The 20,462-nt window shown below is 68.6% G+C and carries 18 protein-coding genes; 12 read left to right on the top strand and 6 right to left on the bottom strand.

Going from position 1 to position 20,462, the window contains the following annotated elements; all coding sequences use genetic code 11:
* Positions 1-147 precede the first annotated feature (147 nt).
* From ACFPFG_RS20280 to ACFPFG_RS20270, 3 genes are all read left to right on the top strand, one after another.
* Complete coding sequence (locus ACFPFG_RS20280; RefSeq protein ID WP_183019268.1) at positions 148-918, top strand: ABC transporter substrate-binding protein; 771 nt, start codon at positions 148-150, stop codon at positions 916-918.
* A 65-nt stretch (positions 919-983) separates the two neighbouring features.
* Entirely contained in the window at positions 984-1,766 is a 783-nt protein-coding gene (locus ACFPFG_RS20275) for an amino acid ABC transporter permease (RefSeq protein ID WP_183019267.1), read from the top strand.
* On the top strand, positions 1,763-2,521 hold the full coding sequence (locus ACFPFG_RS20270; RefSeq protein WP_012202297.1) for an amino acid ABC transporter ATP-binding protein: 759 nt from the start codon (positions 1,763-1,765) through the stop codon (positions 2,519-2,521). The genes ACFPFG_RS20275 and ACFPFG_RS20270 overlap by 4 nt, the downstream gene beginning before the upstream one ends.
* 68 nt (positions 2,522-2,589) lie before the next feature.
* On the opposite strand, the gene mrdA is transcribed toward ACFPFG_RS20270, so the two are convergent.
* From mrdA to ACFPFG_RS20250, 4 genes are all read right to left on the bottom strand, one after another.
* On the bottom strand, positions 2,590-4,635 hold the full coding sequence (gene mrdA / locus ACFPFG_RS20265) for a penicillin-binding protein 2 (protein WP_183019266.1): 2,046 nt from the start codon (positions 4,633-4,635) through the stop codon (positions 2,590-2,592).
* A gap of 13 nt (positions 4,636-4,648) precedes the next feature.
* Entirely contained in the window at positions 4,649-5,167 is a 519-nt protein-coding gene (mreD, locus tag ACFPFG_RS20260) for a rod shape-determining protein MreD (protein WP_183019265.1), read from the bottom strand.
* Positions 5,164-6,228 carry a rod shape-determining protein MreC gene (gene mreC, locus ACFPFG_RS20255; protein WP_380108005.1) on the bottom strand — a complete coding sequence of 355 codons (1,065 nt, stop codon included), beginning with the start codon at positions 6,226-6,228 and terminating at the stop codon, positions 5,164-5,166. Before mreC ends, mreD begins: the two co-directional genes overlap by 4 nt.
* Before the next feature lie 184 nt (positions 6,229-6,412).
* Complete coding sequence (locus ACFPFG_RS20250; RefSeq protein WP_012202293.1) at positions 6,413-7,456, bottom strand: rod shape-determining protein; 1,044 nt, start codon at positions 7,454-7,456, stop codon at positions 6,413-6,415.
* A 212-nt stretch (positions 7,457-7,668) separates the two neighbouring features.
* Here ACFPFG_RS20250 and gatC point away from each other — a divergent pair, with 212 nt between their 5' ends.
* From gatC to ACFPFG_RS20225, 5 genes are all read left to right on the top strand, one after another.
* Positions 7,669-7,968, top strand: coding sequence for an Asp-tRNA(Asn)/Glu-tRNA(Gln) amidotransferase subunit GatC (gatC, locus tag ACFPFG_RS20245; RefSeq protein ID WP_016448550.1), 300 nt, complete (start codon positions 7,669-7,671; stop codon positions 7,966-7,968).
* A gap of 52 nt (positions 7,969-8,020) precedes the next feature.
* Complete coding sequence (gene gatA, locus ACFPFG_RS20240) at positions 8,021-9,517, top strand: Asp-tRNA(Asn)/Glu-tRNA(Gln) amidotransferase subunit GatA (protein WP_183019263.1); 1,497 nt, start codon at positions 8,021-8,023, stop codon at positions 9,515-9,517.
* A gap of 6 nt (positions 9,518-9,523) precedes the next feature.
* Positions 9,524-10,969 carry an Asp-tRNA(Asn)/Glu-tRNA(Gln) amidotransferase subunit GatB gene (gatB, locus tag ACFPFG_RS20235; RefSeq protein WP_183019262.1) on the top strand — a complete coding sequence of 482 codons (1,446 nt, stop codon included), beginning with the start codon at positions 9,524-9,526 and terminating at the stop codon, positions 10,967-10,969.
* 138 nt (positions 10,970-11,107) lie between these two features.
* Complete coding sequence (locus tag ACFPFG_RS20230; RefSeq protein WP_380108002.1) at positions 11,108-12,331, top strand: serine hydrolase domain-containing protein; 1,224 nt, start codon at positions 11,108-11,110, stop codon at positions 12,329-12,331.
* 161 nt (positions 12,332-12,492) lie between these two features.
* Positions 12,493-13,629 carry an HPP family protein gene (locus ACFPFG_RS20225; protein WP_380107999.1) on the top strand — a complete coding sequence of 379 codons (1,137 nt, stop codon included), beginning with the start codon at positions 12,493-12,495 and terminating at the stop codon, positions 13,627-13,629.
* Between the two features lie 64 nt (positions 13,630-13,693).
* Here the strand turns inward: ACFPFG_RS20225 and serA are convergent, their stop codons facing one another.
* The gene (serA, locus tag ACFPFG_RS20220; RefSeq protein ID WP_012202286.1) at positions 13,694-14,923 is read right to left on the bottom strand and encodes a phosphoglycerate dehydrogenase; all 1,230 of its coding nucleotides are present in this window, start codon (positions 14,921-14,923) and stop codon (positions 13,694-13,696) included.
* 358 nt (positions 14,924-15,281) lie between these two features.
* Here serA and ACFPFG_RS20215 point away from each other — a divergent pair, with 358 nt between their 5' ends.
* From ACFPFG_RS20215 to ACFPFG_RS20200, 4 genes are all read left to right on the top strand, one after another.
* Complete coding sequence (locus tag ACFPFG_RS20215) at positions 15,282-16,244, top strand: hypothetical protein (protein WP_380107997.1); 963 nt, start codon at positions 15,282-15,284, stop codon at positions 16,242-16,244.
* Between the two features lie 49 nt (positions 16,245-16,293).
* Positions 16,294-16,857 (top strand): nitroreductase family protein, encoded by a 564-nt coding sequence (locus tag ACFPFG_RS20210; RefSeq protein WP_380107995.1) that lies wholly within the window; start codon positions 16,294-16,296, stop codon positions 16,855-16,857.
* A gap of 123 nt (positions 16,858-16,980) precedes the next feature.
* On the top strand, positions 16,981-17,217 hold the full coding sequence (locus ACFPFG_RS20205) for a hypothetical protein (protein WP_013800215.1): 237 nt from the start codon (positions 16,981-16,983) through the stop codon (positions 17,215-17,217).
* Between the two features lie 76 nt (positions 17,218-17,293).
* A complete protein-coding gene (locus ACFPFG_RS20200; RefSeq protein WP_183019257.1) occupies positions 17,294-17,647 on the top strand; it encodes a hypothetical protein in 354 nt (117 codons plus the stop codon).
* A 30-nt stretch (positions 17,648-17,677) separates the two neighbouring features.
* On the opposite strand, the gene ACFPFG_RS20195 is transcribed toward ACFPFG_RS20200, so the two are convergent.
* A complete protein-coding gene (locus tag ACFPFG_RS20195) occupies positions 17,678-20,290 on the bottom strand; it encodes a membrane-bound PQQ-dependent dehydrogenase, glucose/quinate/shikimate family (protein ID WP_380107993.1) in 2,613 nt (870 codons plus the stop codon).
* Between the last annotated feature and the right edge of the window lie 172 nt (positions 20,291-20,462).

Here is a 20,462-nt window from a genome sequence, read left to right as displayed (position 1 = left end):
CCTGCCAGCGGCCGTACCCGACCAGCCGACCAGCCGCAAAAAACCGGCCCCGCCGTCCATGGCCCATGCACCGATCCGTGCCTTGGCGCTTTCTTCAACCTGCGGCGCCGGGGTCAGGTCCTGAGCGACAGCCCTCCTGGAGCTTCCATGAAACGCATTACCGTCATCGTCGCCGCCGCGCTGGCCCTGTGGACCGCCGCAGGCGTTCAGGCCCGCCCCTTCGACGCCATCCAGAAGGAAGGCACGCTGCGCCTGGCCACCGAGGGCTATTACGCGCCCTTCGCCCATTTCGAGGGAAAGCAGCTGACCGGCTTCGAGGTCGAGCTGGCCCAGATGATGGCCGCCAAGATGGGCGTGAAGTACGAGTGGAAGACCATCAGCTTCGACGCCCTGCTCACCGGCCTGCAGCAGGACCGCTGGGATCTGGTGATCTCCTCGCACGGCATCACGCCCGAGCGCGAGAAGGCCGTGACCTTCACACAGCCCCACTACTGCTCTGGCGCCATCGTGGTGTCGCTGGACCCGGCCATCCGCTCGGCCAAGGACCTGGCGGGCAGGACGGTGTCGGTGCAGACCGGCTCCACCTATATGCAGTACATGGAGAAGACCATGCCCGGCATCAAGCGCCTGGTCAACTTCCCCACCAACGAGGCCGCGCGCAATGCGCTGCTGTCCAAGCGCGTGGACGCCTGGGTGACCGAACGCTTCATTGCCAAGGAACTGCAGCAAAAGAACCCCAATGCCCAGCTCAAGCAGGGCGAGTTGCTGCTGGTCGAGCGCATCGCCGCCGCCGTGGCCAAGGACAACAAGTCGCTGGCCGACGCCTGGAACAAGGCCTTCAAGGAAGCCCTGGCCGACGGCAGCTACGCCAAGCTGTCGCAGAAATACTTCCACGAAGACATCCGCTGCCCTGACTGAGGCCCCGGGCAGATCTGCCCGACCGGCGCCCACTTGCAGGGCGCCTTTTTGTTTCTAGCCCACCTATGCTTACCGTCCTCTGGCCCGCCCACTGGAGCCGCTCGCAGCGCAGCAACGCCACCCTGGTCACGGCCCTGCTGCTGATGGTGCTCGTGGTTTCGCTGCTGGGGCAGTTGCTGTCCCTGCTGCCCGAGCCCATAGGCTCCAACGCCGACACCTTCGCCGAAGGCGCGCGCACCACGCTGTATCTGACGCTGGCCAGCGGCGCCGCCGGCCTGGTGCTGGGCATCGCCGCCGCGCTGGCGCGCACCTCGCGCACGGCCGCCCTGCGCTGGGCTGCGGGCTTTTATGTCTGGGCGATCCGCGGCACGCCGCTGCTGGTGCAGATCCTGTTCATCTACTTCGCGCTGCCGGTGCTGATCCCGGGCCTGAACCTGCCCGACTTCGCCGCCGCCTGCATTGCACTGGCGCTGAACGTGGGCGCCTACAACGCCGAAGCCGTGCGTGCCGGCCTGCAGGCCGTGCCGCGCGGCCAGGCCGAGGCCGCACGCGCACTGGGCCTGCCGCGCAGCCGCGTCTTCATGGACGTGGTGTTCCCGCAGGCCTTCAAGATCTCGCTGCCGCCGCTGGTGAGCAACTTCGTGGCCCTGCTCAAGGATTCGTCGCTGGCGTACGCCATCGGCGTGGTGGAGCTGACCAATGTGGGCAACCGCATCCAGTCGGCCACCTTCCAGCCCGTGGAGACCCTGGTCACCGTGGGCGTGACCTACCTGGTGCTGACCACGCTGGTGACCCAGGTCACGGCTGCCGTGGAGTACCGCTTCGACGTGGAGGGCCGCCACAAATGAGCGCCGACAAGCTGGCACGGGGCATGCCCTACATCGTGGCCGAGAAGGTCACCAAGTCCTTCGGCAGCCACCAGGTGCTCAAGGGCGTTTCCACGCAGTTCTGCACAGGCGAGGTGACGGTGATCATCGGCGCCTCGGGCTCGGGCAAGTCCACGCTGCTGCGCGCCATCAACCGGCTGGAGCCGCACGACGGCGGGCGCATCACCATCGACGGCGTCGAAGTCACCGACAACGAAGCCACGCTGCAAAAGCAGCGCTGCGAAGTGGGCATGGTGTTCCAGCAGTTCAACCTGTTCGGCCACATGACGGTGCTGGACAACGTGACCCTGGCGCCGCGCCGCATCCACAAAACGCCGCGCGCCCAGGCCAATGCCAAGGCCATGGCCCTGCTGGAGCGCGTGGGCATGCAGGCCCATGCCCACAAGTACCCGTGGCAGCTGTCGGGCGGCCAGCAGCAGCGCGTGGCCATTGCCCGCGCCCTGGCCATGGAGCCGCAGGTGATGCTGTTCGACGAGCCCACCAGCGCGCTGGACCCGGAGATGGTCCAGGAAGTGCTGGACGTGATGCGCGAGCTGGCACGCGGCGGCATGACCATGATCGTGGTCACCCACGAAATGGGCTTCGCCCGCGAGGTCGCCGACCGCGTGATGTTCTTCGACCAGGGCTGCATCGCCCACGAGGCCCCGCCGGCCGAGTTCTTCGGCAACCCGGCCAGCGAGCGGATCGCGGCGTTCATCGGTCGCATGGGGCATTGAGGCCGGGGCCAGCGCACGCAGGCTGCTCAAGAAAACAAAGAGCCGGCAATGCCGGCTCTTTTGCTTTCTCAATCCTCCAGCTCGCCAGCAGACGGCGGCGGCAGCGCGGCGGGGCGGTTGGATGCCACGGGTGCCGATGCCTCGGGCGGCTCGTAGCGCGGCAGGCCGGGCAGGTTCACGGTTTCTGCGTCCAGCGTGATTTCGGAGACGCGGCGCGGGGCGCCTATGGGCACGCCGGCCTGGCCCTTGCGCATGGCGGCCATGTCCTCCAGGCTGGGGTAGCGGCCCAGCAGCCAGTAGTCGAACACGCGGCGTGCCAGCGGCGCGGCAGCGGCGGCGCCGAAGCCGGCGTTCTCCACGATGACGGCGACGGCAATGGTGGGGTTGTCGGCCGGCGCGTAGGCGATGTACAGCGAGTGGTCGCGCTGGAACTCGGACAGGCGCGAGGCGTTGTACTTCTCGTTCTGGCGCACGCCCACGGCCTGGGCCGTGCCGGTCTTGCCGGTGGAGGTGTAGGGTGCGTTGCCGAAGATGCCGCGCGAGGTGCCCTCCACCGTCACGGCGGCCACGGCGGCGCGCACGGCTTCCACGTTCTCGGGCTTGTAGCCCATGCTGGTGCCGGGGTCCTTGTTGATGGCCGAGAACTGCTGCGTCACGGCATCGACACGGCCCACGGCCAGGTGGGGCCGGTGCTTGACGCCCTTTGCCGCCAGCGTGGACATGGCGTTGGCCAGCTGCAGGATGGTGAAGTTGTTGTAGCCCTGGCCGATGCCCAGCGAGATGGTCTCGCCCGCGTACCACTTCTTCTGCTCGGGCCGCTTGTAGGTGTTGCGCTTCCACTCGGTGCTGGGCAGCACGCCGCGCGCCTCGCCGCGCACGTCGATGCCGGTGATCTGGCCGAAGCCCAGCGGCTTCATGTAGTCGTGGATCATGTCCACGCCCATGTCGTTGGCCAGCATGTAGTAGTACACGTTGGACGACTTGATGATGGAGCGGCGCAGATTGGTCGGCCCGTTGGGGTGGCCCGAGCGGAAGGTATGGCCGCCGAAGGTCCAGCTGCCGTTGTCCATGATGGTGGTGTCGGGACGGCGCTTGCCCGACTCCAGCGCGGCAATCGCCATGAAGGGCTTGTAGGTGGAGCCCGGCGGATAGGTGCCCCGCAGCGCGCGGTTGAGCAGCGGGCGGTTGATGGATTCGTTGAGCGCGGCCCAGCTTTCCTGGTCGATGCCATCGACGAAGAGATTCAGGTCGAAGGTCGGGCGGCTGACCATGGCCAGCAGCTCGCCGCTGCGCGGATCGATGGCCACCAGGGCGCCACGGCGGTCGCCGTACAGCTCCTCCACCATGCGCTGCAGCTTGATGTCCAGCGACAGCACCAGGCTGTCGCCCGGCGTGGCGGGGCGGCTGCCGAGCTTGCGCACGGCATGGCCGCCGGCCGAGGTTTCCATTTCTTCCCAGCCGGTCTGGCCGTGCAGGTCGGTTTCGTAGCTCTGCTCCACGCCCAGCTTGCCGATGACGTCGGTGCCCCGGTAGTTGGCGGCGTCGTCGGAGTCTTCCAGCGCCTCTTTCTCGCGCTGGTTGATGCGGCCGATGTAGCCGATGACGTGGCTGGCCGTGTCCTGCATGGGGTAGGTGCGGAACAGCCGTGCCTTGATGTCCACGCCCGGGAAGCGGTAGCGCTGCGCGGCGAAGCGCGCGACCTCGTCATCGGTCAGGCGCGTGCGGATGGGCAGGGAGTCGAAGCTGCGAGAGTCATCCACCAGGCGCTTGAACTTGCGCCGGTCGCGCGGCGTGATCTCGACGATCTCGGCCAGGCCGTCGATGGTCTCTTCAAGGTTGCCCGCGCGCGAGGGCATGATCTCCAGCGTATAGGCCGAGTAGTTGGTGGCCAGCACCACGCCGTTGCGGTCCAGGATCTGGCCCCGGTTGGGCACGATCGGCACCACGGCCGTGCGGTTGCTTTCGGCGCGCTCGGCCAGCTCCTCATGGCGCTGCACCTGCAGCACCAGCAGCCGCGCCACCACCAGCCCGAAGGCCAGCAGCACCACCACGCTCATCACCCATGCGCGCAGCCTGAAGCGCTGCAGCTCGGCTTCTGTATTGCGGATTTCCATCACGCGTCAAGCCTCACAGAGGACGGTTCTCGTCACTGTCCGGCGGTCGGCGCTGCGGCGCCAGCAGCAGGCCGCTGACCAGGGGCCACAGCAGGGCCTCGATCAGGGGGGCCACCACCACCAGCAGGCCGGGCACGATGCCGCCGGCCACCATGCGCAGCAGCACCTGCAGGCCATGCACCACGGCGAACAGCGGCAGCAGGTGCAGCGCCTGCACGGGCGTGGAGAACCAGGACAGGCGCCGGCCCATGGCGCCGGCCGCGAACACCAGCAGCGCATAGGCCAGCGCATGCTGGCCCAGCAGGGAGGAGCGGTCCACATCCATGCACAGGCCCAGCAAAAAGGCCACGCCCATGCCCACGCGCTGGGGCTGGTTCAGCGCCCAGAAGGCCAGCAGCACCATCAGCAGGTCGGGCTGCCAGGCCTGGCGGCCCAGCGGCAGCATGTTGAGTGCCAGCGCCGCCAGCAGGCTGACGACGATGAACAGGGGGTTGACCGGCAGCAGCAGCTGCTGGCCGCGCGGCATGATCATGCGGGCTCCTTCCTGGCGGAGGCGGGTGCGGCGGGAGCAGCGGGAGCAGCGGGTGCATCTGTCTTGCCGGCCTTGCCGCCGTCCCTGGAGGCTTCCTTGCCCTTGCCGTCCTTGGCCTTGTCTTTTTCCTTGCCCTTGTCTTTTTCCTTGCCCTTGCCGGCGCGCAGGGGTTCGGCGGCGCCTTCCGCCTCGGGATGGGTGGCGCGGTCCAGCGGCTTGAGCACCACCACGTGGCGCACGCCCTGGACACGGCCCACGGGCTCGCAGTAGATGCGCGAGAAGGCCGAGTCGGCGCGGCGCTCCACCGAGACCACCTTGGCCACGGGCAGGCCCGGCGGGTACAGGCCATCGACACCGCTGGTGGTCAGCAGGTCGCCTTCCTGGACATCGGCATTGCTGGGCATGAAGCGCAGCTCGATGCCGCCGGTGCGCAGCGGCGACGGATCGCCATAGGCCACGCTGCGCGCGCCGGTGCGCGGGTTGAAGACGGGAATGGCCTGGTCGCGGTCGATGAGCAGGGTGACTTCGGCACGCAGCGGATACACGCGCGTGACCTGGCCGACCACGCCCTTTTCATCGAGCACGGGCGAGCCCTGGTCGATGCCATCCACCTGGCCGCGGTCGATGACCACGCGGCGCGTATAGAGGTCGGGGCTGTCGTAGACCACCTCGGCAGCGGTGCCGGGCGTGGTGAGGCGATCGCGCAGCTGCAGCAGCTCGCGCAGGTGGTCGTTTTCCTGGATCAGCTCGTCGGCCAGCGATGCACGCTGGGCCATGGCCACCAGTTCCTTGCGCGCGGCCTGTTCGCGGGCCTGGGCATCGTCCAGCGAGCCCAGGTAGCGGCTGGCGTCGTGCACGGCCTGCACCGGCTTGAGCATCACCCATTGCACGGGGTACAGCACGGTGGCCACGGCCACGCGCACGGGATCGGTGATCCTGAAGCGCGCATCGGCCACCATCAGAAACAGCGCCAGAGCGCTGTACAGGGCCAGTTGCGAGACCCGCGAGGGCCGCCGCTTGAACAGCGAGGGCGCCGAGTGGTCCAGGGTATTGGGATTCATGCGGCCCTCCCGCGTGGCAGGGCCTGCCCTGCCGCACTTGCTGCAGCCTGGAGAGCACGGGCCGGTCCCGGTGCGAAGGAAGGCAGGGCAAGCATGCAGGTCACCACGGAAGGGAGAGGAAAATCGTTGCAGTCAGGCGGCTGCGGCCCCGGGCCCGCGACAACGGGCCCCGGCCTGCGCCGCATCAGTCGCTGGTGAAGATGCTGCCCTGGCGGTCCATGGTCTCCAGCGCCATGCCGCAGCCGCGCACCACGCAGGTCAGCGGCTCTTCGGCCACCAGCACGGGCAGGCCGGTTTCCTCGGCCAGCAGGCGGTCCAGGTCACGCAGCAGCGCGCCGCCGCCGGTGAGCATCATGCCGCGCTCGGCAATGTCGGCGCCCAGCTCGGGCGGTGTCTGCTCCAGCGCGTTCTTGACGGCGCTGACGATCTGGTTGAGCGGATCGGTCAGGGCTTCCAGCACCTCGTTGGACGAGATGGTGAAGCTGCGCGGCACGCCTTCGGAGAGGTTGCGGCCCTTGACTTCCATCTCCTTGACTTCGGAGCCGGGGAAGGCCGAGCCGATGTTCTTCTTGATGGACTCGGCCGTGGGCTCGCCGATCAGCATGCCGTAGTTGCGGCGGATGTAGCTGATGATGGCTTCGTCGAACTTGTCGCCGCCAACGCGCACGGAGCCCTTGTAGACCATGCCGCCCAGCGAGATCACGCCGACTTCGGTGGTGCCGCCACCGATGTCCACCACCATGGAGCCCGAAGCCTCGGACACCGGCAGGCCGGCGCCGATGCCGGCAGCCATGGGTTCCTCGATCAGGTAGACGGAGGTGGCGCCTGCCGCCTCGGCCGCGTCCTTGATGGCGCGGCGCTCGACCTGGGTGGAGCCGCAGGGCACGCAGATGATGATGCGCGGGCTGGGCGTGAGCACCGAGCGCGGATGCACCATCTTGATGAACTGCTTGATCATCTGCTCGGTGATGACGAAGTCGGCAATCACGCCGTCCTTCATCGGGCGGATGGCCTCGATGTTGCCGGGCACCTTGCCCAGCATGGCCTTGGCCTCGCGACCCACCGCCTGAATCACCTTCTTGCCGTGCGGCCCGCCTTCGTGGCGGATGGCGACAACGGAGGGTTCGTCCAGAACAATGCCCTTGTCGCGGGCGAAAATCAGGGTGTTGGCTGTGCCAAGATCAATGGCAAGGTCGGTGGAGAAATACCGACGGAAAGCTCCGAACATTACGAGAGTCCTCTCAGGCACGGCATGCTCGTCGGCCTGCCATCGCCGGGATGAAAGTTAGGGAGTCTGGATGGGGTTGGCTTTTCGCACAATGACCGGCTCGGAGAGGGTCTTGCGGCAAAGCCGAGATAATACCGTATCCCCTGTGAATAACTTGTACTGCCGGGGCTTGAAATACGGGTTTACATCCCGTTGCCCCCTTCAAAATTCCTATGGCACTGAACGCACAAGACATCGCACGCATCGCGAACCTCGCACGGCTCGAGCTCTCTTCCGCAGAGAGTGAGCGCATGCTAGGCCAGCTCAATGATTTTTTCGGCATCGTGGAGAAGATGCAGGCTGTGGATACTTCGGGCGTCAGCCCGCTGTCACATCCGGTCGCCGCCATCCAGGACATTGCCCTGCGTCTGCGCGAGGACATTGCCAGCGAGCCCGACCAGCGCGACGCCAACCAGCGCAGCGCCCCGGCCGTCGAGCGCGGCCTGTTCCTGGTCCCCAAGGTGATCGAGTAAGCGCCGCGCGTCCTCGTCACTGGCATCCGTCCCCGTTTTCCTCACCCCATACATGACCCAGCAAACCACTGATCTGCACACGCTCGGCGTGTCGGCCCTGTCGGCCCTGCTGCGCGAGCGCAAGCTCGGCGCCGTCGAAGCCGCCCAGCATTTCCTGGCCCGCGCCCAGGCGCACCAGAACCTGGGCGCCTTCGTCAGCATCGACGAAGAGGCCACCCTGGCCCAGGCCCGCGCTGCCGACGCCCTGATGGCCCAGGGCAAGGGCGGCCGCCTGGCTGGCGTGCCCATTGCGCACAAGGACATCTTCGTCACGCGCGACTTCCCGACCACGGCCTCCAGCAAGATGCTGGCCGGCTACCGCTCGCCCTTCGACGCCACCGTGGTGACGCGCCTGGCCGAGGCCGGCGCCGTGACGCTGGGCAAGCTCAACTGCGATGAATTCGCCATGGGCTCGGCCAACGAGAACTCGGCCATCGCGCCCGTGGGCTTCGACGCCCCTGCGCCCGTGCGCAACCCCTGGAACACGGACCGCGTGCCTGGCGGCTCCTCGGGCGGCTCGGCCGTGGCCGTGGCCGCAGGCCTGGCGCCCGCCGTCACCGGCACCGACACGGGCGGCTCCATCCGCCAGCCCGCATCGTTTTGCGGCATCACGGGCATCAAGCCCACCTATGGCCGCGCCAGCCGCTACGGCATGATCGCCTTCGCCTCCAGCCTGGACCAGGCCGGTCCCATGGGCAAGAGCGCCGAGGACTGCGCCCTGCTGCTGTCCGAGATGTGCGGCCCCGACCTGGACCGCGACTCCACCAGCCTGGACGTGCCGGCCGAGGACTTCACGGCCCACCTGAACGACGGCATCGAAGGCCTGCGCATCGGCATCCCCGCCGAGTTCTTCGGCGAAGGCCTGTCGGCCGACGTGCGCGCCGCCGTGGATGGCGCCCTCAAGGAATACGAGAAGCTGGGCGCCCGCCTGGTGCCCATCTCGCTGCCGCGCACCGAGCTGTCGATTCCCGTGTACTACATCCTGGCCCCGGCCGAGGCATCGTCCAACCTGTCGCGCTTCGACGGCGTGAAGTTCGGCCACCGCGCCAAGGACTACACGGACCTGGTGGACATGTACAAGAAGACACGCGCCGAGGGCTTCGGCGACGAGGTCAAGCGCCGCATCATGATCGGCGCCTATGTGCTGTCCGAGGGCTACTACGACGCCTACTACCTGCAGGCGCAGAAGATCCGCCGCATGATCGCCGACGATTTCCAGGCCGCCTTCCAGCAGTGCGACGTGATCGCCGGCCCCGCCGCGCCCACCGTGGCCTGGCAACTGGGCGGCAAGAGCGATCCCCTGGCCAACTACCTGGCCGACATCTTCACGCTGCCCGCATCGCTGGCCGGCCTGCCCGGCATGAGCGTGCCCGCAGGCTTTGGCGAGGCCGGCATGCCCGTGGGCCTGCAGCTGATCGGCAACTACTTCAAGGAAGGCCGGTTGCTCAACGCCGCCCACCGCTTCCAGCAGGCCACCGACTTCCACCTTCAAGCTCCGAAGGGCATCTGATCCCCCATGACCGCGAAACTCATCCAGGGCTATGAAGTCGTCATCGGCTTCGAGACCCACGCCCAGCTGGCCACCCAGTCCAAGATCTTCAGCCGCGCCAGCACCGCCTTCGGCGCCGAGCCCAACACCCAGGCCTGCGCCGTGGACATGGCGCTGCCCGGCACGCTGCCGGTGATGAACAAAAAGGCCGTCGAGTGCGCCATCCGGCTCGGCCTGGCGCTGGGCTCGCACATTGCGCCGCGCAGCATCTTCGCGCGCAAGAACTACTTCTACCCCGACCTGCCCAAGGGCTACCAGATCTCGCAGTTCGAGATTCCCGTGGTGCAGGGCGGCGAGGTGTCCTTCTTCCTCGGCGACGAGAAGAAGACCATCCGCCTGGTGCGCGCCCACCTGGAGGAAGATGCCGGCAAGTCGCTGCACGAGGACTTCATCGGCCAGTCGGGCATCGATCTGAACCGCGCCGGCACGCCGCTGCTGGAGATCGTGACCGAGCCCGACATCCGCAGCACGGAAGAAGCCGTGGCCTACGCCAAGACGCTGCACCAGATCGTGACCTGGATCGGCATCTGCGACGGCAACATGCAGGAAGGGAGCTTTCGCTGCGACGCCAACGTCTCCGTGCGCAAGCCCGGCCAGCCGCTGGGCACGCGCCGCGAGATCAAGAACCTGAACAGCTTCAAGAACATGCAGCTGGCCATCGACTACGAGATCCGCTGGCAGATCGAGGAAATCGAGGACGGCCGCCGCATCCAGCAGGCCACCGTGCTGTTCGATCCCGACACGGGCGAGACGCGCTCCATGCGCACCAAGGAAGATGCGGCCGACTACCGCTACTTCCCCGACCCGGACCTGCCGCCGCTGGTGGTCGCGCCCGAATGGGTGGAGCAGGTCAGGGCGGACATGCCCGAGCTGCCGCGCGCCATGGCCGCGCGCTTTGTCGAGCAGTACGCCCTGCCCGAGTACGACGCCACCACGCTGACGCAAAGCCAGGCCATGGCCGCCTACTTCGAGGACACGGCCCGGGCCTGCAATGCGCCCAAGCTGGCCAGCAACTGGATCATGGGCGAGATCTCGCGCCGCCTGAACACCGAGGAAATCGGCATGGAGGCCGCCAAGGTCTCCAGCGCCCAGCTGGCCGCGCTGATCGCGCGCATCCAGGACGGCACCATCTCCAACAATGCCGCCAGGCAGGTGTTCGAGGCGCTGTGGACGGGTGAGGGCCAGGACGTGGACGCCATCATCGAGGCCAAGGGCCTCAAGCAGATGAACGACACGGGCGCGCTGGAGAAGATCATCGACGAGGTGATCGCCGCCAACCCCGCCAACGTGGAGCAGTACCGCGCCGGCAAGGACAAGGCCTTCAACGCCCTGGTCGGCCAGGTCATGAAGGCCTCCAAGGGCAAGGCCAACCCTGGCCAGGTCAACGATCTGCTCAAGGCCAGGCTGGCCTGACCGCGCCCCGGTCCACCAGGCCCGCCCACCGTGGCGGGCTTTTTTTCGTGTGCACGCTCCGCGCCGGCTGTCCCGCACCGAACAGCGCCTGCGCCAGCATGTCTCCAGAATCCCTGCCATCGCACCTGAGGAGACAGCATGACCGCCAGCACCGACCGCCTGCACATCCCCGGCCTGCCCTGGGCCGACTCCCCTGAAGCCGTGGGCCTGGGCAGCGAACGCCTGGCGCGCCTGTCGGCCCGGCTGCAGCGCGGCGTGGACACCGGCGAGATCCCGGGCGCCGTGGCCCTGGTGGCGCGGCGCGGCAAGCTGGCCTACCTGGAGAGCTTCGGCCTGCTGGACCCCGAGGCCGGCACGGCCATGCGGCCCGATGCCATCTTCCGCATCGCCTCCATGAGCAAGCCCATCACCTCGCTGGCCATCATGATGCTGGCCGAGCAGGGGCGGCTGTCCATCATCGAGCCCGTGGAGCAGTACCTGCCCGAGCTGGCCGCGCTGCGCGTGGGCCTGGAGCGCGCGCCGCTGGCGCGGCCTATCACCCTGCAGGACCTGCTGCGCCACACCTCCGGCATTCCCTACGGATTCGCCGGCACCGAGCACCCCGTCAAGAAGATGTACCTGGATGCGGGCCTGTTCAGCGGCAAGTTCACCAATGCGCAGTTCATCACCAGGCTCGCGCAGCTGCCGCTGGTGGCCCAGCCCGGCGAGACCTGGGAATACGGCATGTCCACCGATGTGCTGGGCCGCGTGGTCGAGGTGGTCAGCGGCCAGACGCTGGCCGCCTTCGTGCGCGAGCACATCACCGGGCCGCTGGGCATGGCCGACACGGGCTTCCATGCACCCGACAGCGAGATCGCACGCGCCGCCCGGCCCCAGCCCGAAGGGCCGCAGAAGCAGATGCCGCCCATCCCCCCGGTCACGCGCGCCATGATGTTCGAGTCGGGCGGCGGCGGCATGGTCTCGACCATGGCCGACTATGCGCGGCTGTGCCTGTTCTGGTGCAACGGAGGCACGCTGGACGGCGTGCGCCTGGTCTCGCGCAAGACCGTGGAGCTGATGACCACCAACCACCTGCCCGCCAGCGTGCGCATGGGACCGGACATGGCGTATTTCGGCGCCCAGCTGCCCTCGCCCGAGGTGGGCCAGGGCTTCGGCCTGGGCTTTGCGGTGCGCACGGCGCCCGGCCTCAACCCGCTGCCGGGCAGCGTGGGCGATTTCTCGTGGAGCGGCATCTACGGCACCTTCTTCTGGGTGGATCCGAAGGAGGATTTGTTCGCCATCCTCATGATGCAGTCCATGGCTCAGCGCATTCCCTACCGCTGGGTGATGCGCGAGGGCGTGTACCAGTCCGTGGTGGACTGAATCTTCCAGGTTTGCACCAAGGCAGTGCAAAGCCCATGCTGCCAGCAAGAGCGGCGTCCCTTCCTAAAATGACGCGCTTTTGCAGCCCTCCCCCGGGGCTGCGCAGGCAAAGACAAAAAGACAACAAGGCAATGGGCTGGAACAGAAAAGCATGGGGGCCGGTGGTGCCACGCCCCGCGCCTGCGGACATGTGGCGCGTGGCCATGGGCTCCATCGTGGGCATGGGGATGGCCACGGCCCTGGTCTGGCTGGCGCATGCGGGCACCTGGGATCTTCCCCTGCGCCTGTTCGCGCCGCTGGGTGCCACGGCCGTCCTGCTGTTCGCCGTGCCCACCAGCCCGCTGGCCCAGCCCTGGTCCTGCGTGGTGGGCAATACGGTGTCGGCGCTCTGGGCCCTGTTCGTGCTGCAGTGGTGCCCGCCCCAGCTGGCACCTGCGCTGGCCGTGGGCGGCGCCATAGGCTGCATGCTGCTGACGCGCTCGCTGCACCCGCCAGGTGGCGCCATGGCCCTGCTGACGGTGCTCAACGCCAAGGCCTCGCTGGCCGCCGGCTGGATGCTGCCCTTCCTGCCCGTGGGTGCACTGACGATGGCCCTGGTGCTGGCAGCCACCGTGCTGCACCGCCTCACGGGCCGGCGCTACCCGCACCATGCCGACACGGCGCCCAAGGCAGCGTCCGCCGATGCGGCCCACCGCCATGCCTCGCGCCTGGGACTGTCCCATGCCGATCTGGAGGCGCTGCTGCTGCGCTTCGGCCAGGAAAACAACCTGGAAGCCGACGACCTGGCCGAGCTGCTGGCCGCCGCCGAGGAAACCGCCATCGAGCACCGGCTGGGCGGCGTGCGCTGCGCCCAGCTGATGACGCGCGATCCCGTGAGCTGCTCCATGGACGACGACGTGCACGCCGTGGCCGCACGCTTTCGCGCGCACCCGGCCAAGAGCCTGCCGGTGCTGGACGCCGATGGCGGCCTGGCCGGCACGGTCTCCCGCGCCGAGCTGTACGAGTGGCTGTGGATGAGCCCCGTGCGCCCGGCCGAATCTGCGGCAAAACCTTCCTTGTTGAACTGGCTGGGCCAGCGCCTGCCCGGCAAGAGCCGGGCCGTGCCCCGCCTGTCGGAGCTGCCCCAGCTGGTTCATGCGCCTGAACTCAGCGTGGACGAGGAAACGCCCGTGGGCCAGTTGCTGGATGCCCTGGCCCGGCACAGCGTGCCCTGCATTCCCGTGATGCGCGAAGGCCGGCTGACCGGCCTGATCACGCGCACGGATCTGATGCGGCTGCTGCTGCAGCCGGGCAGATAGGGCGACCCGGCAATGCGCCAGTTTCAGGAAGTGCGCCCAAGCGCAGCATCCTGAAACCTGGCCATCAGAACAGCACGCGGCAGCGGATGGTGCCGGGAACCTGGGTCAGTTTCTCGACCGCCAGGCCCGAGGACTGGGCCGCCAGGTCGATCACCACATAGCCCACCTTCTCGTCGGTGCGCAGGTACTGGCCGGCGATGTTGATGCCGTTCTCGGCAAACACCTGGTTGATGGCCGACAGCACGCCGGGCTGGTTGTGGTGCACGTGCAGGATGCGGTTCTGGCCGGGGTGGGCGGGCAGGGCCACTTCGGGGAAGTTCACCGCCGAGGTGGTGGTGCCGTTGTCGCTGTACTTGACCAGCTTCTCGGCCACTTCCAGGCCGATGTTGGCCTGGGCCTCCATGGTGGAGCCGCCCACGTGCGGGGTCAGGATGACGTTGTCCAGGCCGCGCAGGGGCGAGACGAATTCATCCTTGTTGCTGCGCGGCTCGGTGGGGAACACGTCGATGGCGGCGCCCAGCAGCTTGCCGGCCTTCAGGGCCTCGGCCAGCGGCTCGATCTCCACCACGGTGCCGCGCGAGGCATTGATCAGGATGGCGCCGGGCTTCATGGCCGCGATTTCCTTGGCGCCGATCATCCACTGCGTGGAGGGCAGCTCGGGCACGTGCAGGGTGACGATGTCGCTGCCGGCCAGCAGATCGGCCAGCGATGCGGCCTGGCGCGCGTTGCCCAAGGGCAGCTTGGTGGACACGTCATGGAAGAGCACTTGCATGCCCACCGACTCGGCCATCACCGACAGCTGGGTGCCGATGGAGCCGTAGCCCACGATGCCCAGCGTCTTGCCGCGGATTTCGTAGGAGTTCTCTGCGCTCTTGAGCCAGCCGCCGCGGTGGGCGGAGGCGTTCTTGGCAGGCACGCCGCGCAGCAGCAGGATGGCCTCGGCCAGCACCAGCTCGGCCACCGAGCGCGTGTTGGAGTAAGGCGCGTTGAAGACCACCACGCCACGCTCGCGCGCCGCGTCCAGGTCCACCTGGTTGGTGCCGATGCAAAAGCAGCCCACGGCCACGAGCTTTTGCGCGGCGGCGAACACGTCGGCCGTCAGCTGCGTGCGCGAACGGATGCCGACGAAATGCACATCGGCGATCTTGCGCTTGAGCTCCTCGCCTTCCAGCGCGCCCGTCACGGTCTCCACATTGGTGTAGCCCGCGTTGCGCAACACTTCGAGTGCGGAAGGATGGATGCCTTCGAGCAGCAGGAACTTGATCTTCGATTTATCCAGCGACGTTTTGGTCATGGGCGAGCCCTCTCTAGTCAGTCAGAAATCAGAGCGAGCATTACAGCGGATTCGGGAAGCCGCTACAGCCGGTAGGCCCAAAGCCTGCGCGCCCGCAAGCGGGAGAACCATGCGCCCTGCGGCCATGAACGCCCCGCCATCCGGCAGGCGCTCATTGCAGGACGGCGCATGCCACGGGAGCACATGCACACTTCGAGATTGGTGCGAAATGTAAAACATTGAGAACCGGTGCGCTCGTACGCGGCAGCCTTCCTAGAATTCGCGCGTCTGCGTCCGGCGCTTTCAAATCAATAGCAACAGAACAGGCCTGCAGGCGGGCCGGACGCGCCCTTGTTTTACGAACCAACCGAGGAATCCGATGATTACAAACATGCTGCGCAGGATCGAGGACCTGCTGGTGCAGGTGGTGCGCGTGGTGCTGCTGGTGTTCTCCCTGCTCGTGCTGGTGGGCATGGCACTGTGGACCTGGGAGAGCTTCAGGCCCGGCAAGGCCGAGGCACCCCAGGCCGTGGCCCAGGAATTGAACTGGAAGGACGCCAGGCCCGACCTGCAGTTCGTCGTGGACGAAACCAGCCGCGACCTGGGCGCGGGCGGCGGCGAACCCGCCATGGAAAAGCGCCTGGCCGATCCGGCGCTGCGCCCCGCCTTCCAGAAGGCCGACGCCCTGGTGCGCGCCTACGTGAACAAGGATCCTGCGCGGCGCGAGCGCACCGAGCGGGACAACCAGGCCCGGGGCCTGGCACCGCTGCACCCGCTGCTGCAAGGCGACGCCCTGCCGTCCGAGGCCGATGTGCAGCGCCGCATCCAGGAGCGCGGGCAGCGCGAAGGCGATGCCGGGGCCGTGGATGCGGCGGCCGACGCAGCGGCTGCCGCGGCTGCTTCCTCGGACGAGGAAGACGGCTGGATGGTCGAGCCCGTGGATACCGCCGCCGCCATCCATGAGCGTGCCCAGGCCGCCGAGCTGGAACACGGCAAGGGCGCCTATGCGGCCTATGTGCAGGGCCTGCCCGCCGCGCTGGAGCAGGTCTTCGGCGATGCCGCGCTGGAGCCGCGGCTGCAGGCGCAGACGGCCCAGCAGATCCTGTCCACCGTGCTGCTGAACTACACGCTGTCCCTGGACAATGCGGCGCGCGCACTGCGCGGCGAGGACAGCCCCGGCAGCAGCTCCTGGAAGGAGCGCTTCGGCGCCGTGGAGACGGCCTTCTGGAGCATGCTGATGTCATTCCTCGTGCTGGTGGTGATGGTGCTGGTCTTCATCCGCATGGAGCGCCACCTGCGCGTGATCAGCCAGCAGCATGGCCAGGCACCGCGCCAGCCCTGAGGCCTTGCGCTATCGTTGCCGCTTTCCTTTCTGCTTGCCGCCTATCCGCATGACACGCAACACCACTACTCCCATCCATCCGCAATTCCTGGGCCGCATGTCGCCGCGCGCCTTCAGGCCCGAGGCACTGAGCCAGGCCCAGATCGAGCAACTGGCCGACGCCGCGCGCTGGGCCCCTTCGGCCAGCAACAAGCAGCCCTGGCACTTTGCCTATGCGCTGCGCGGCGATGCGAACTGGCAGGCCTTCAGCACCATTCCCAACGAATTCAACCGCCGCTGGTGCCTGGAGGCGGGCGCGCTGATCGTGCTGATGTCCGACCGCCAGGCCTCGCCCGGCAAGCACAGCTTCGACGCGGGCTGCGCCTGGGGCTACCTGGCGCTGGAAGCCCACGCCATGGGCCTGGCCACGCACGCCATGGGCGGCTTCTCTGCCGAGGCCGCACGCGAGGTGCTGCGCCTGCCCGAGCACCTGGAGCCCGAGGTGGTGATCGCCGTGGGCTGGCGCGGCGACGCGGCCACCCTGCCCGACGACCTGCGCGAGCGCGAGGTGCCCTCGCCCCGCAAGCCGCTGGCCGAAGTGCTGAGCGCCGGCCCCATGGCCACCGGCGGCTGACGACGGGGTTCCAAGTCCTACGCCGCTTTGCGGGGATGCCCCGGATGGCCTGCCCAGGCCCCGGGGCTACACTGGTCCACAGGCCTGCGGCGCAGCAGGCGTCCATGACCCCAAGGAGTTGCCATGACCCCATCCACCAGCCCCAACCTCGACAAGCTGCGCAACATCGTCCAGAAGTTCGGCGCAAGCTCCTTCACCACGGACCAGGTGGCCAGCGAATACGACGACGCCCCGGCCACGGCGGAAAGCACCGAGCAATTCGACGCCCTGCTGCAGCGCCACGCGGCCGTGCTGGGCATCCATGCCGTACCCGGAAGCGGCGGCCAGGGCCACGGCGCCACCGTCTGGCAGCCCGCCTGAGCGCGCAGGCGGCGCAAAGCATGGCGCCGCTACACTCGCTGCGGCCGGCACGGTGCCGGCGCGCAGTTTCCTTTTGATGCCCTCACTCTCTCCCCATACCTGGCTGCAGCTGTCCGTGGCAGCCAGTGCCTTGCTGGTGCTCGCCTCCATCGGCTGGGTCTGGCACGGCACGCGCGCCCTGCCCGCGGATTCGCGCGATGGCCGCAGCGCCCGGCGCATGGCGGCCCTGTTCGCCCTGGGGGCGCTGGCCTGGCTGGCCTACGGCCTGTACACGGGCTATGCCGTGCTGTGGAAGGCGGACGCGCTGATGCTGTTCGCCCAGCAAGGCGCGCTGCTGCGCCTGCCGCTGCTGATCGGCGGACTGGCCTGGGTGGCCGCGCTGCTGGTCACGCGCGTGCTGCGCATGCTGGGCCGGGCCGGATCGGCATGAGCCGGCGCAGACCCCCGCGGTGCTGAGCGCTCAGGGCGCCGCCACCTCCTTGGGCAGCACATAGGCGCGCACGCTGTCCCCGGCCTTGGTTCCGGTCGAACCATGCCCACCCGCCGCCACCACCAGGTACTGGCGCTGGTCCGTGCCCAGGTAGGTCATGGGCGTGGCCTGGCCGCCAGCGGGCAGGCGGTCCTGCCAGAGCTGGCGGCCGCTGTCCACGTCATAGGCGCGCACATAGTTGTCCAATGCCCCTGAGTAGAAGGCCACGCCGCCCGCGGTCACCACCGGGCCGCCAATGCCGGGCACGCCCATGCGAAAGCCCAGCGGCAGCGGGCTCAGGTCGCGCGGCGTGCCGTTGCGGCGCTGCCAGACGATCTGGCCCGTGCGCAGGTCGGCACCCGCCACAAAGCCCCAGGGCGGCGCCTGGCAGGGAATGCCCAGCGGCGAGACAAAGGGCTTGAGCCGCACCGCAAACGGTGCGCCGAAGTTTTCGTTGAGCGCGGGCAGGCCGTCCTTGGGCGGGCCGCCGTCCTGCACCAGCAGCGAGGTATCGTCCGCGCGCGGCACCAGGGTGGAGACGAAGGCCAGCCGCGTGGGCGTGGCAAACACCACCTGCCGGCGCGGGTCCACGGCCACGCCGCCCCAGTTGAAGACGCCGAAATTGCCCGGATAGATCAGCGAGCCCTGCTCCGAGGGCGGCGTGAAGCGCCCCTCGTAGCGCAGGCGGCGAAAGGCCAGCCGGCACCACAGTTGCTCGAAGGGGCTGGCGCCCCACATGTCGCGCTCGGTCAGGGCCGGGGGGTTGAAGCTCAGCTGCGAATGCGGCTGCGTGGGCGCCGTGCGGTCGCCGCGTGCCGCGCCCTGCGGCGCAGCCACCTCGGTGACGGGCAGCAGCGGCTGGCCCGTGCGCCGGTCCAGCACGAACAGCTCGCCCTGCTTGGTGGGCTGCACCAGGGCGGGAACGCTGTGGCCGCCGATCTCCAGGTCGATCAGGCTGGGCTGCGAGGGCACGTCGTAGTCCCAGAGATCGTGGTGCACGGTCTGGAACACCCAGCGCACGGCGCCCGTGGCAATGTCCAGCGCCACCACCGAGGACGAATACTGCTCGGCCTCGGCGCTGCGCCGCCCGCCCCACTGGTCGGGCGGTGCATTGCCCATGGGCACGAAGACGAGGCCCAGCGTCTCGTCCACGCTGGAGATGGACCAGCTGTTGGGCGAGCTGGGCACATAGGTCTGCCCCGGGGGCAGCGGCGTGCTGTTGCCCGGCCGCCCCGGGTCCCAGGCCCACAGCAGCGCACCCGAGCGGATGTCGAACGCACGGATCACGCCCGAAGGCTCGCGCGTGGAATGGTTGTCCAGCACCGTGCCGCCCACGATGATGCGGTCGCGCGCCACCACCACCGGCGAGGTCGAGTAGTACGAGCCCGGCTTGCGCTCGGGCATGCCCTGCCAGAGGTCGATCTGGCCCTGCCCGCCCGCCACATTGCTGCAGGTCTGGCCATCTGCGGGATTGAGCGCGACCACCTTGCCGTCGGCCGTGGCCATGAACAGCTTGGCGGTGCAGCGGCCGTCATCGCCAGGGGCTGCAGAAGCAGAAGCCGAAGCCGTGGATGCGGCGGTGGGTGCAGGCATGGCCTGCGCACCGGACTTCCTTGCAGCCGGCGCCACCGCCGAATGCGTCTGCCCTGCCGCCGCATCGAACTGCGCGGCCGCCTGCGCCGAATGGTAGGACAGGCCCCGGCAGGTCAGATGCTGCAGCGCCAGCCCCTTGGGCATGGGCAGGTCGCGCCGCCACAGCTGCTTGCCCGTGGTGGCATCGAGTGCAATCACCGACTGGTGGGGCGTGCACAGGAACAGGCGCTCGCCGATCTTCAGCGGCGTGACCTCGAACGTGGTTTCTTCGGGATCGCCGGGTTTGCCGCGCACATCGCCCGTGCGGAACTCCCAGGCCAATTGCAGCAGCCTCACGTTGTGCGGGCCGATCTGGCGCAGCGGCGAATAGCGCTGGCCCGCTCCGGTGCGGCCATAGGCGTGCCATTCGCCATCGGGCACGGCATCGGTGGCATCGCCCTGCAGCACCGGCGGGCTGCGCAGGCCACCCGCATCGGAGGCCACCATGGACATGTTCTGCACGGCCGTGACCTGGCCGTCGGCCGGCAGGTCCGACGCGGCGGCGGCCGCGCCCGCAAACTGGCCCTGGGTTTCATGGGCATCGCGCTGCCGCCCGAATGACAGGCCCGCAAGAATGGCCGTGCCCAGCACCACCAGAGCCAGCGCCGCATGGGCCGGTGCCAGGCCCCGGTTCTGGCCCATGTCGGGCTCATGGCGCAGCGCACGCACCGACCAGGGCAGCACCAGCAGCAGGCCCATCAACCAGGGAACGCCCAGGCGACCCGCCAGCGGCCACCAGTCCAGCCCTATCTCCCAGACCGCCCACAGCGCGGTGCCCAGCAGCCACAGCGCAAACAGCCACAGCGCCATGGCCGAACGGCGCGCCACGCCCAGCCCCACGGCCAACAGCAGCACACCTGCCACCACGTAGTAGCCGCTGCCCCCGGCCCACAGCAGCTGGGCGCCTCCCCAGGCCAGCCAGGCACCGGCGGCCCACAGCCACAGCACCGTCAACCATCGCCATGCCGTCATGCATGCTCCCTTCTCGCGGCGGCCCGGCACCTGTGGCTGCAGCGCACACCAGCAGCCAGGCCCTGAGGGCCCGGGAAAATCCGTGGCCGGGAATGTAGTGACAGCCTAGACCGCCGCAATGGCAGCGCTTGCAGGACGAATCCGATTCACGCGCACCGGGCCTGCGGCAGGC

The organism is Delftia deserti (genome assembly GCF_042653485.1).
GTDB classification, from domain to species: domain Bacteria; phylum Pseudomonadota; class Gammaproteobacteria; order Burkholderiales; family Burkholderiaceae_C; genus Comamonas; species Comamonas acidovorans.
The sequence above is the reverse complement of the archived record's forward strand: the minus strand, read 5'-3'. Positions and strand labels throughout refer to the sequence as shown.

What these genes read in the sequence shown, in the direction of transcription:
- ACFPFG_RS20280 (WP_183019268.1), top strand. Translation starts at nt 148, where the DNA reads ATGAAACGCATTACCGTCATCGTCGCCGCCGCGCTGGCCCTGTGGACC.
- ACFPFG_RS20275 (WP_183019267.1), top strand. Translation starts at nt 984, where the DNA reads ATGCTTACCGTCCTCTGGCCCGCCCACTGGAGCCGCTCGCAGCGCAGC.
- ACFPFG_RS20270 (WP_012202297.1), top strand. Translation starts at nt 1,763, where the DNA reads ATGAGCGCCGACAAGCTGGCACGGGGCATGCCCTACATCGTGGCCGAG.
- mrdA (WP_183019266.1), bottom strand. Translation starts at nt 4,635, where the DNA reads ATGGAAATCCGCAATACAGAAGCCGAGCTGCAGCGCTTCAGGCTGCGC.
- mreD (WP_183019265.1), bottom strand. Translation starts at nt 5,167, where the DNA reads ATGATCATGCCGCGCGGCCAGCAGCTGCTGCTGCCGGTCAACCCCCTG.
- mreC (WP_380108005.1), bottom strand. Translation starts at nt 6,228, where the DNA reads ATGAATCCCAATACCCTGGACCACTCGGCGCCCTCGCTGTTCAAGCGG.
- ACFPFG_RS20250 (WP_012202293.1), bottom strand. Translation starts at nt 7,456, where the DNA reads ATGTTCGGAGCTTTCCGTCGGTATTTCTCCACCGACCTTGCCATTGAT.
- gatC (WP_016448550.1), top strand. Translation starts at nt 7,669, where the DNA reads ATGGCACTGAACGCACAAGACATCGCACGCATCGCGAACCTCGCACGG.
- gatA (WP_183019263.1), top strand. Translation starts at nt 8,021, where the DNA reads ATGACCCAGCAAACCACTGATCTGCACACGCTCGGCGTGTCGGCCCTG.
- gatB (WP_183019262.1), top strand. Translation starts at nt 9,524, where the DNA reads ATGACCGCGAAACTCATCCAGGGCTATGAAGTCGTCATCGGCTTCGAG.
- ACFPFG_RS20230 (WP_380108002.1), top strand. Translation starts at nt 11,108, where the DNA reads ATGACCGCCAGCACCGACCGCCTGCACATCCCCGGCCTGCCCTGGGCC.
- serA (WP_012202286.1), bottom strand. Translation starts at nt 14,923, where the DNA reads ATGACCAAAACGTCGCTGGATAAATCGAAGATCAAGTTCCTGCTGCTC.
- ACFPFG_RS20215 (WP_380107997.1), top strand. Translation starts at nt 15,282, where the DNA reads ATGATTACAAACATGCTGCGCAGGATCGAGGACCTGCTGGTGCAGGTG.
- ACFPFG_RS20210 (WP_380107995.1), top strand. Translation starts at nt 16,294, where the DNA reads ATGACACGCAACACCACTACTCCCATCCATCCGCAATTCCTGGGCCGC.
- ACFPFG_RS20205 (WP_013800215.1), top strand. Translation starts at nt 16,981, where the DNA reads ATGACCCCATCCACCAGCCCCAACCTCGACAAGCTGCGCAACATCGTC.
- ACFPFG_RS20200 (WP_183019257.1), top strand. Translation starts at nt 17,294, where the DNA reads ATGCCCTCACTCTCTCCCCATACCTGGCTGCAGCTGTCCGTGGCAGCC.
- ACFPFG_RS20195 (WP_380107993.1), bottom strand. Translation starts at nt 20,290, where the DNA reads ATGACGGCATGGCGATGGTTGACGGTGCTGTGGCTGTGGGCCGCCGGT.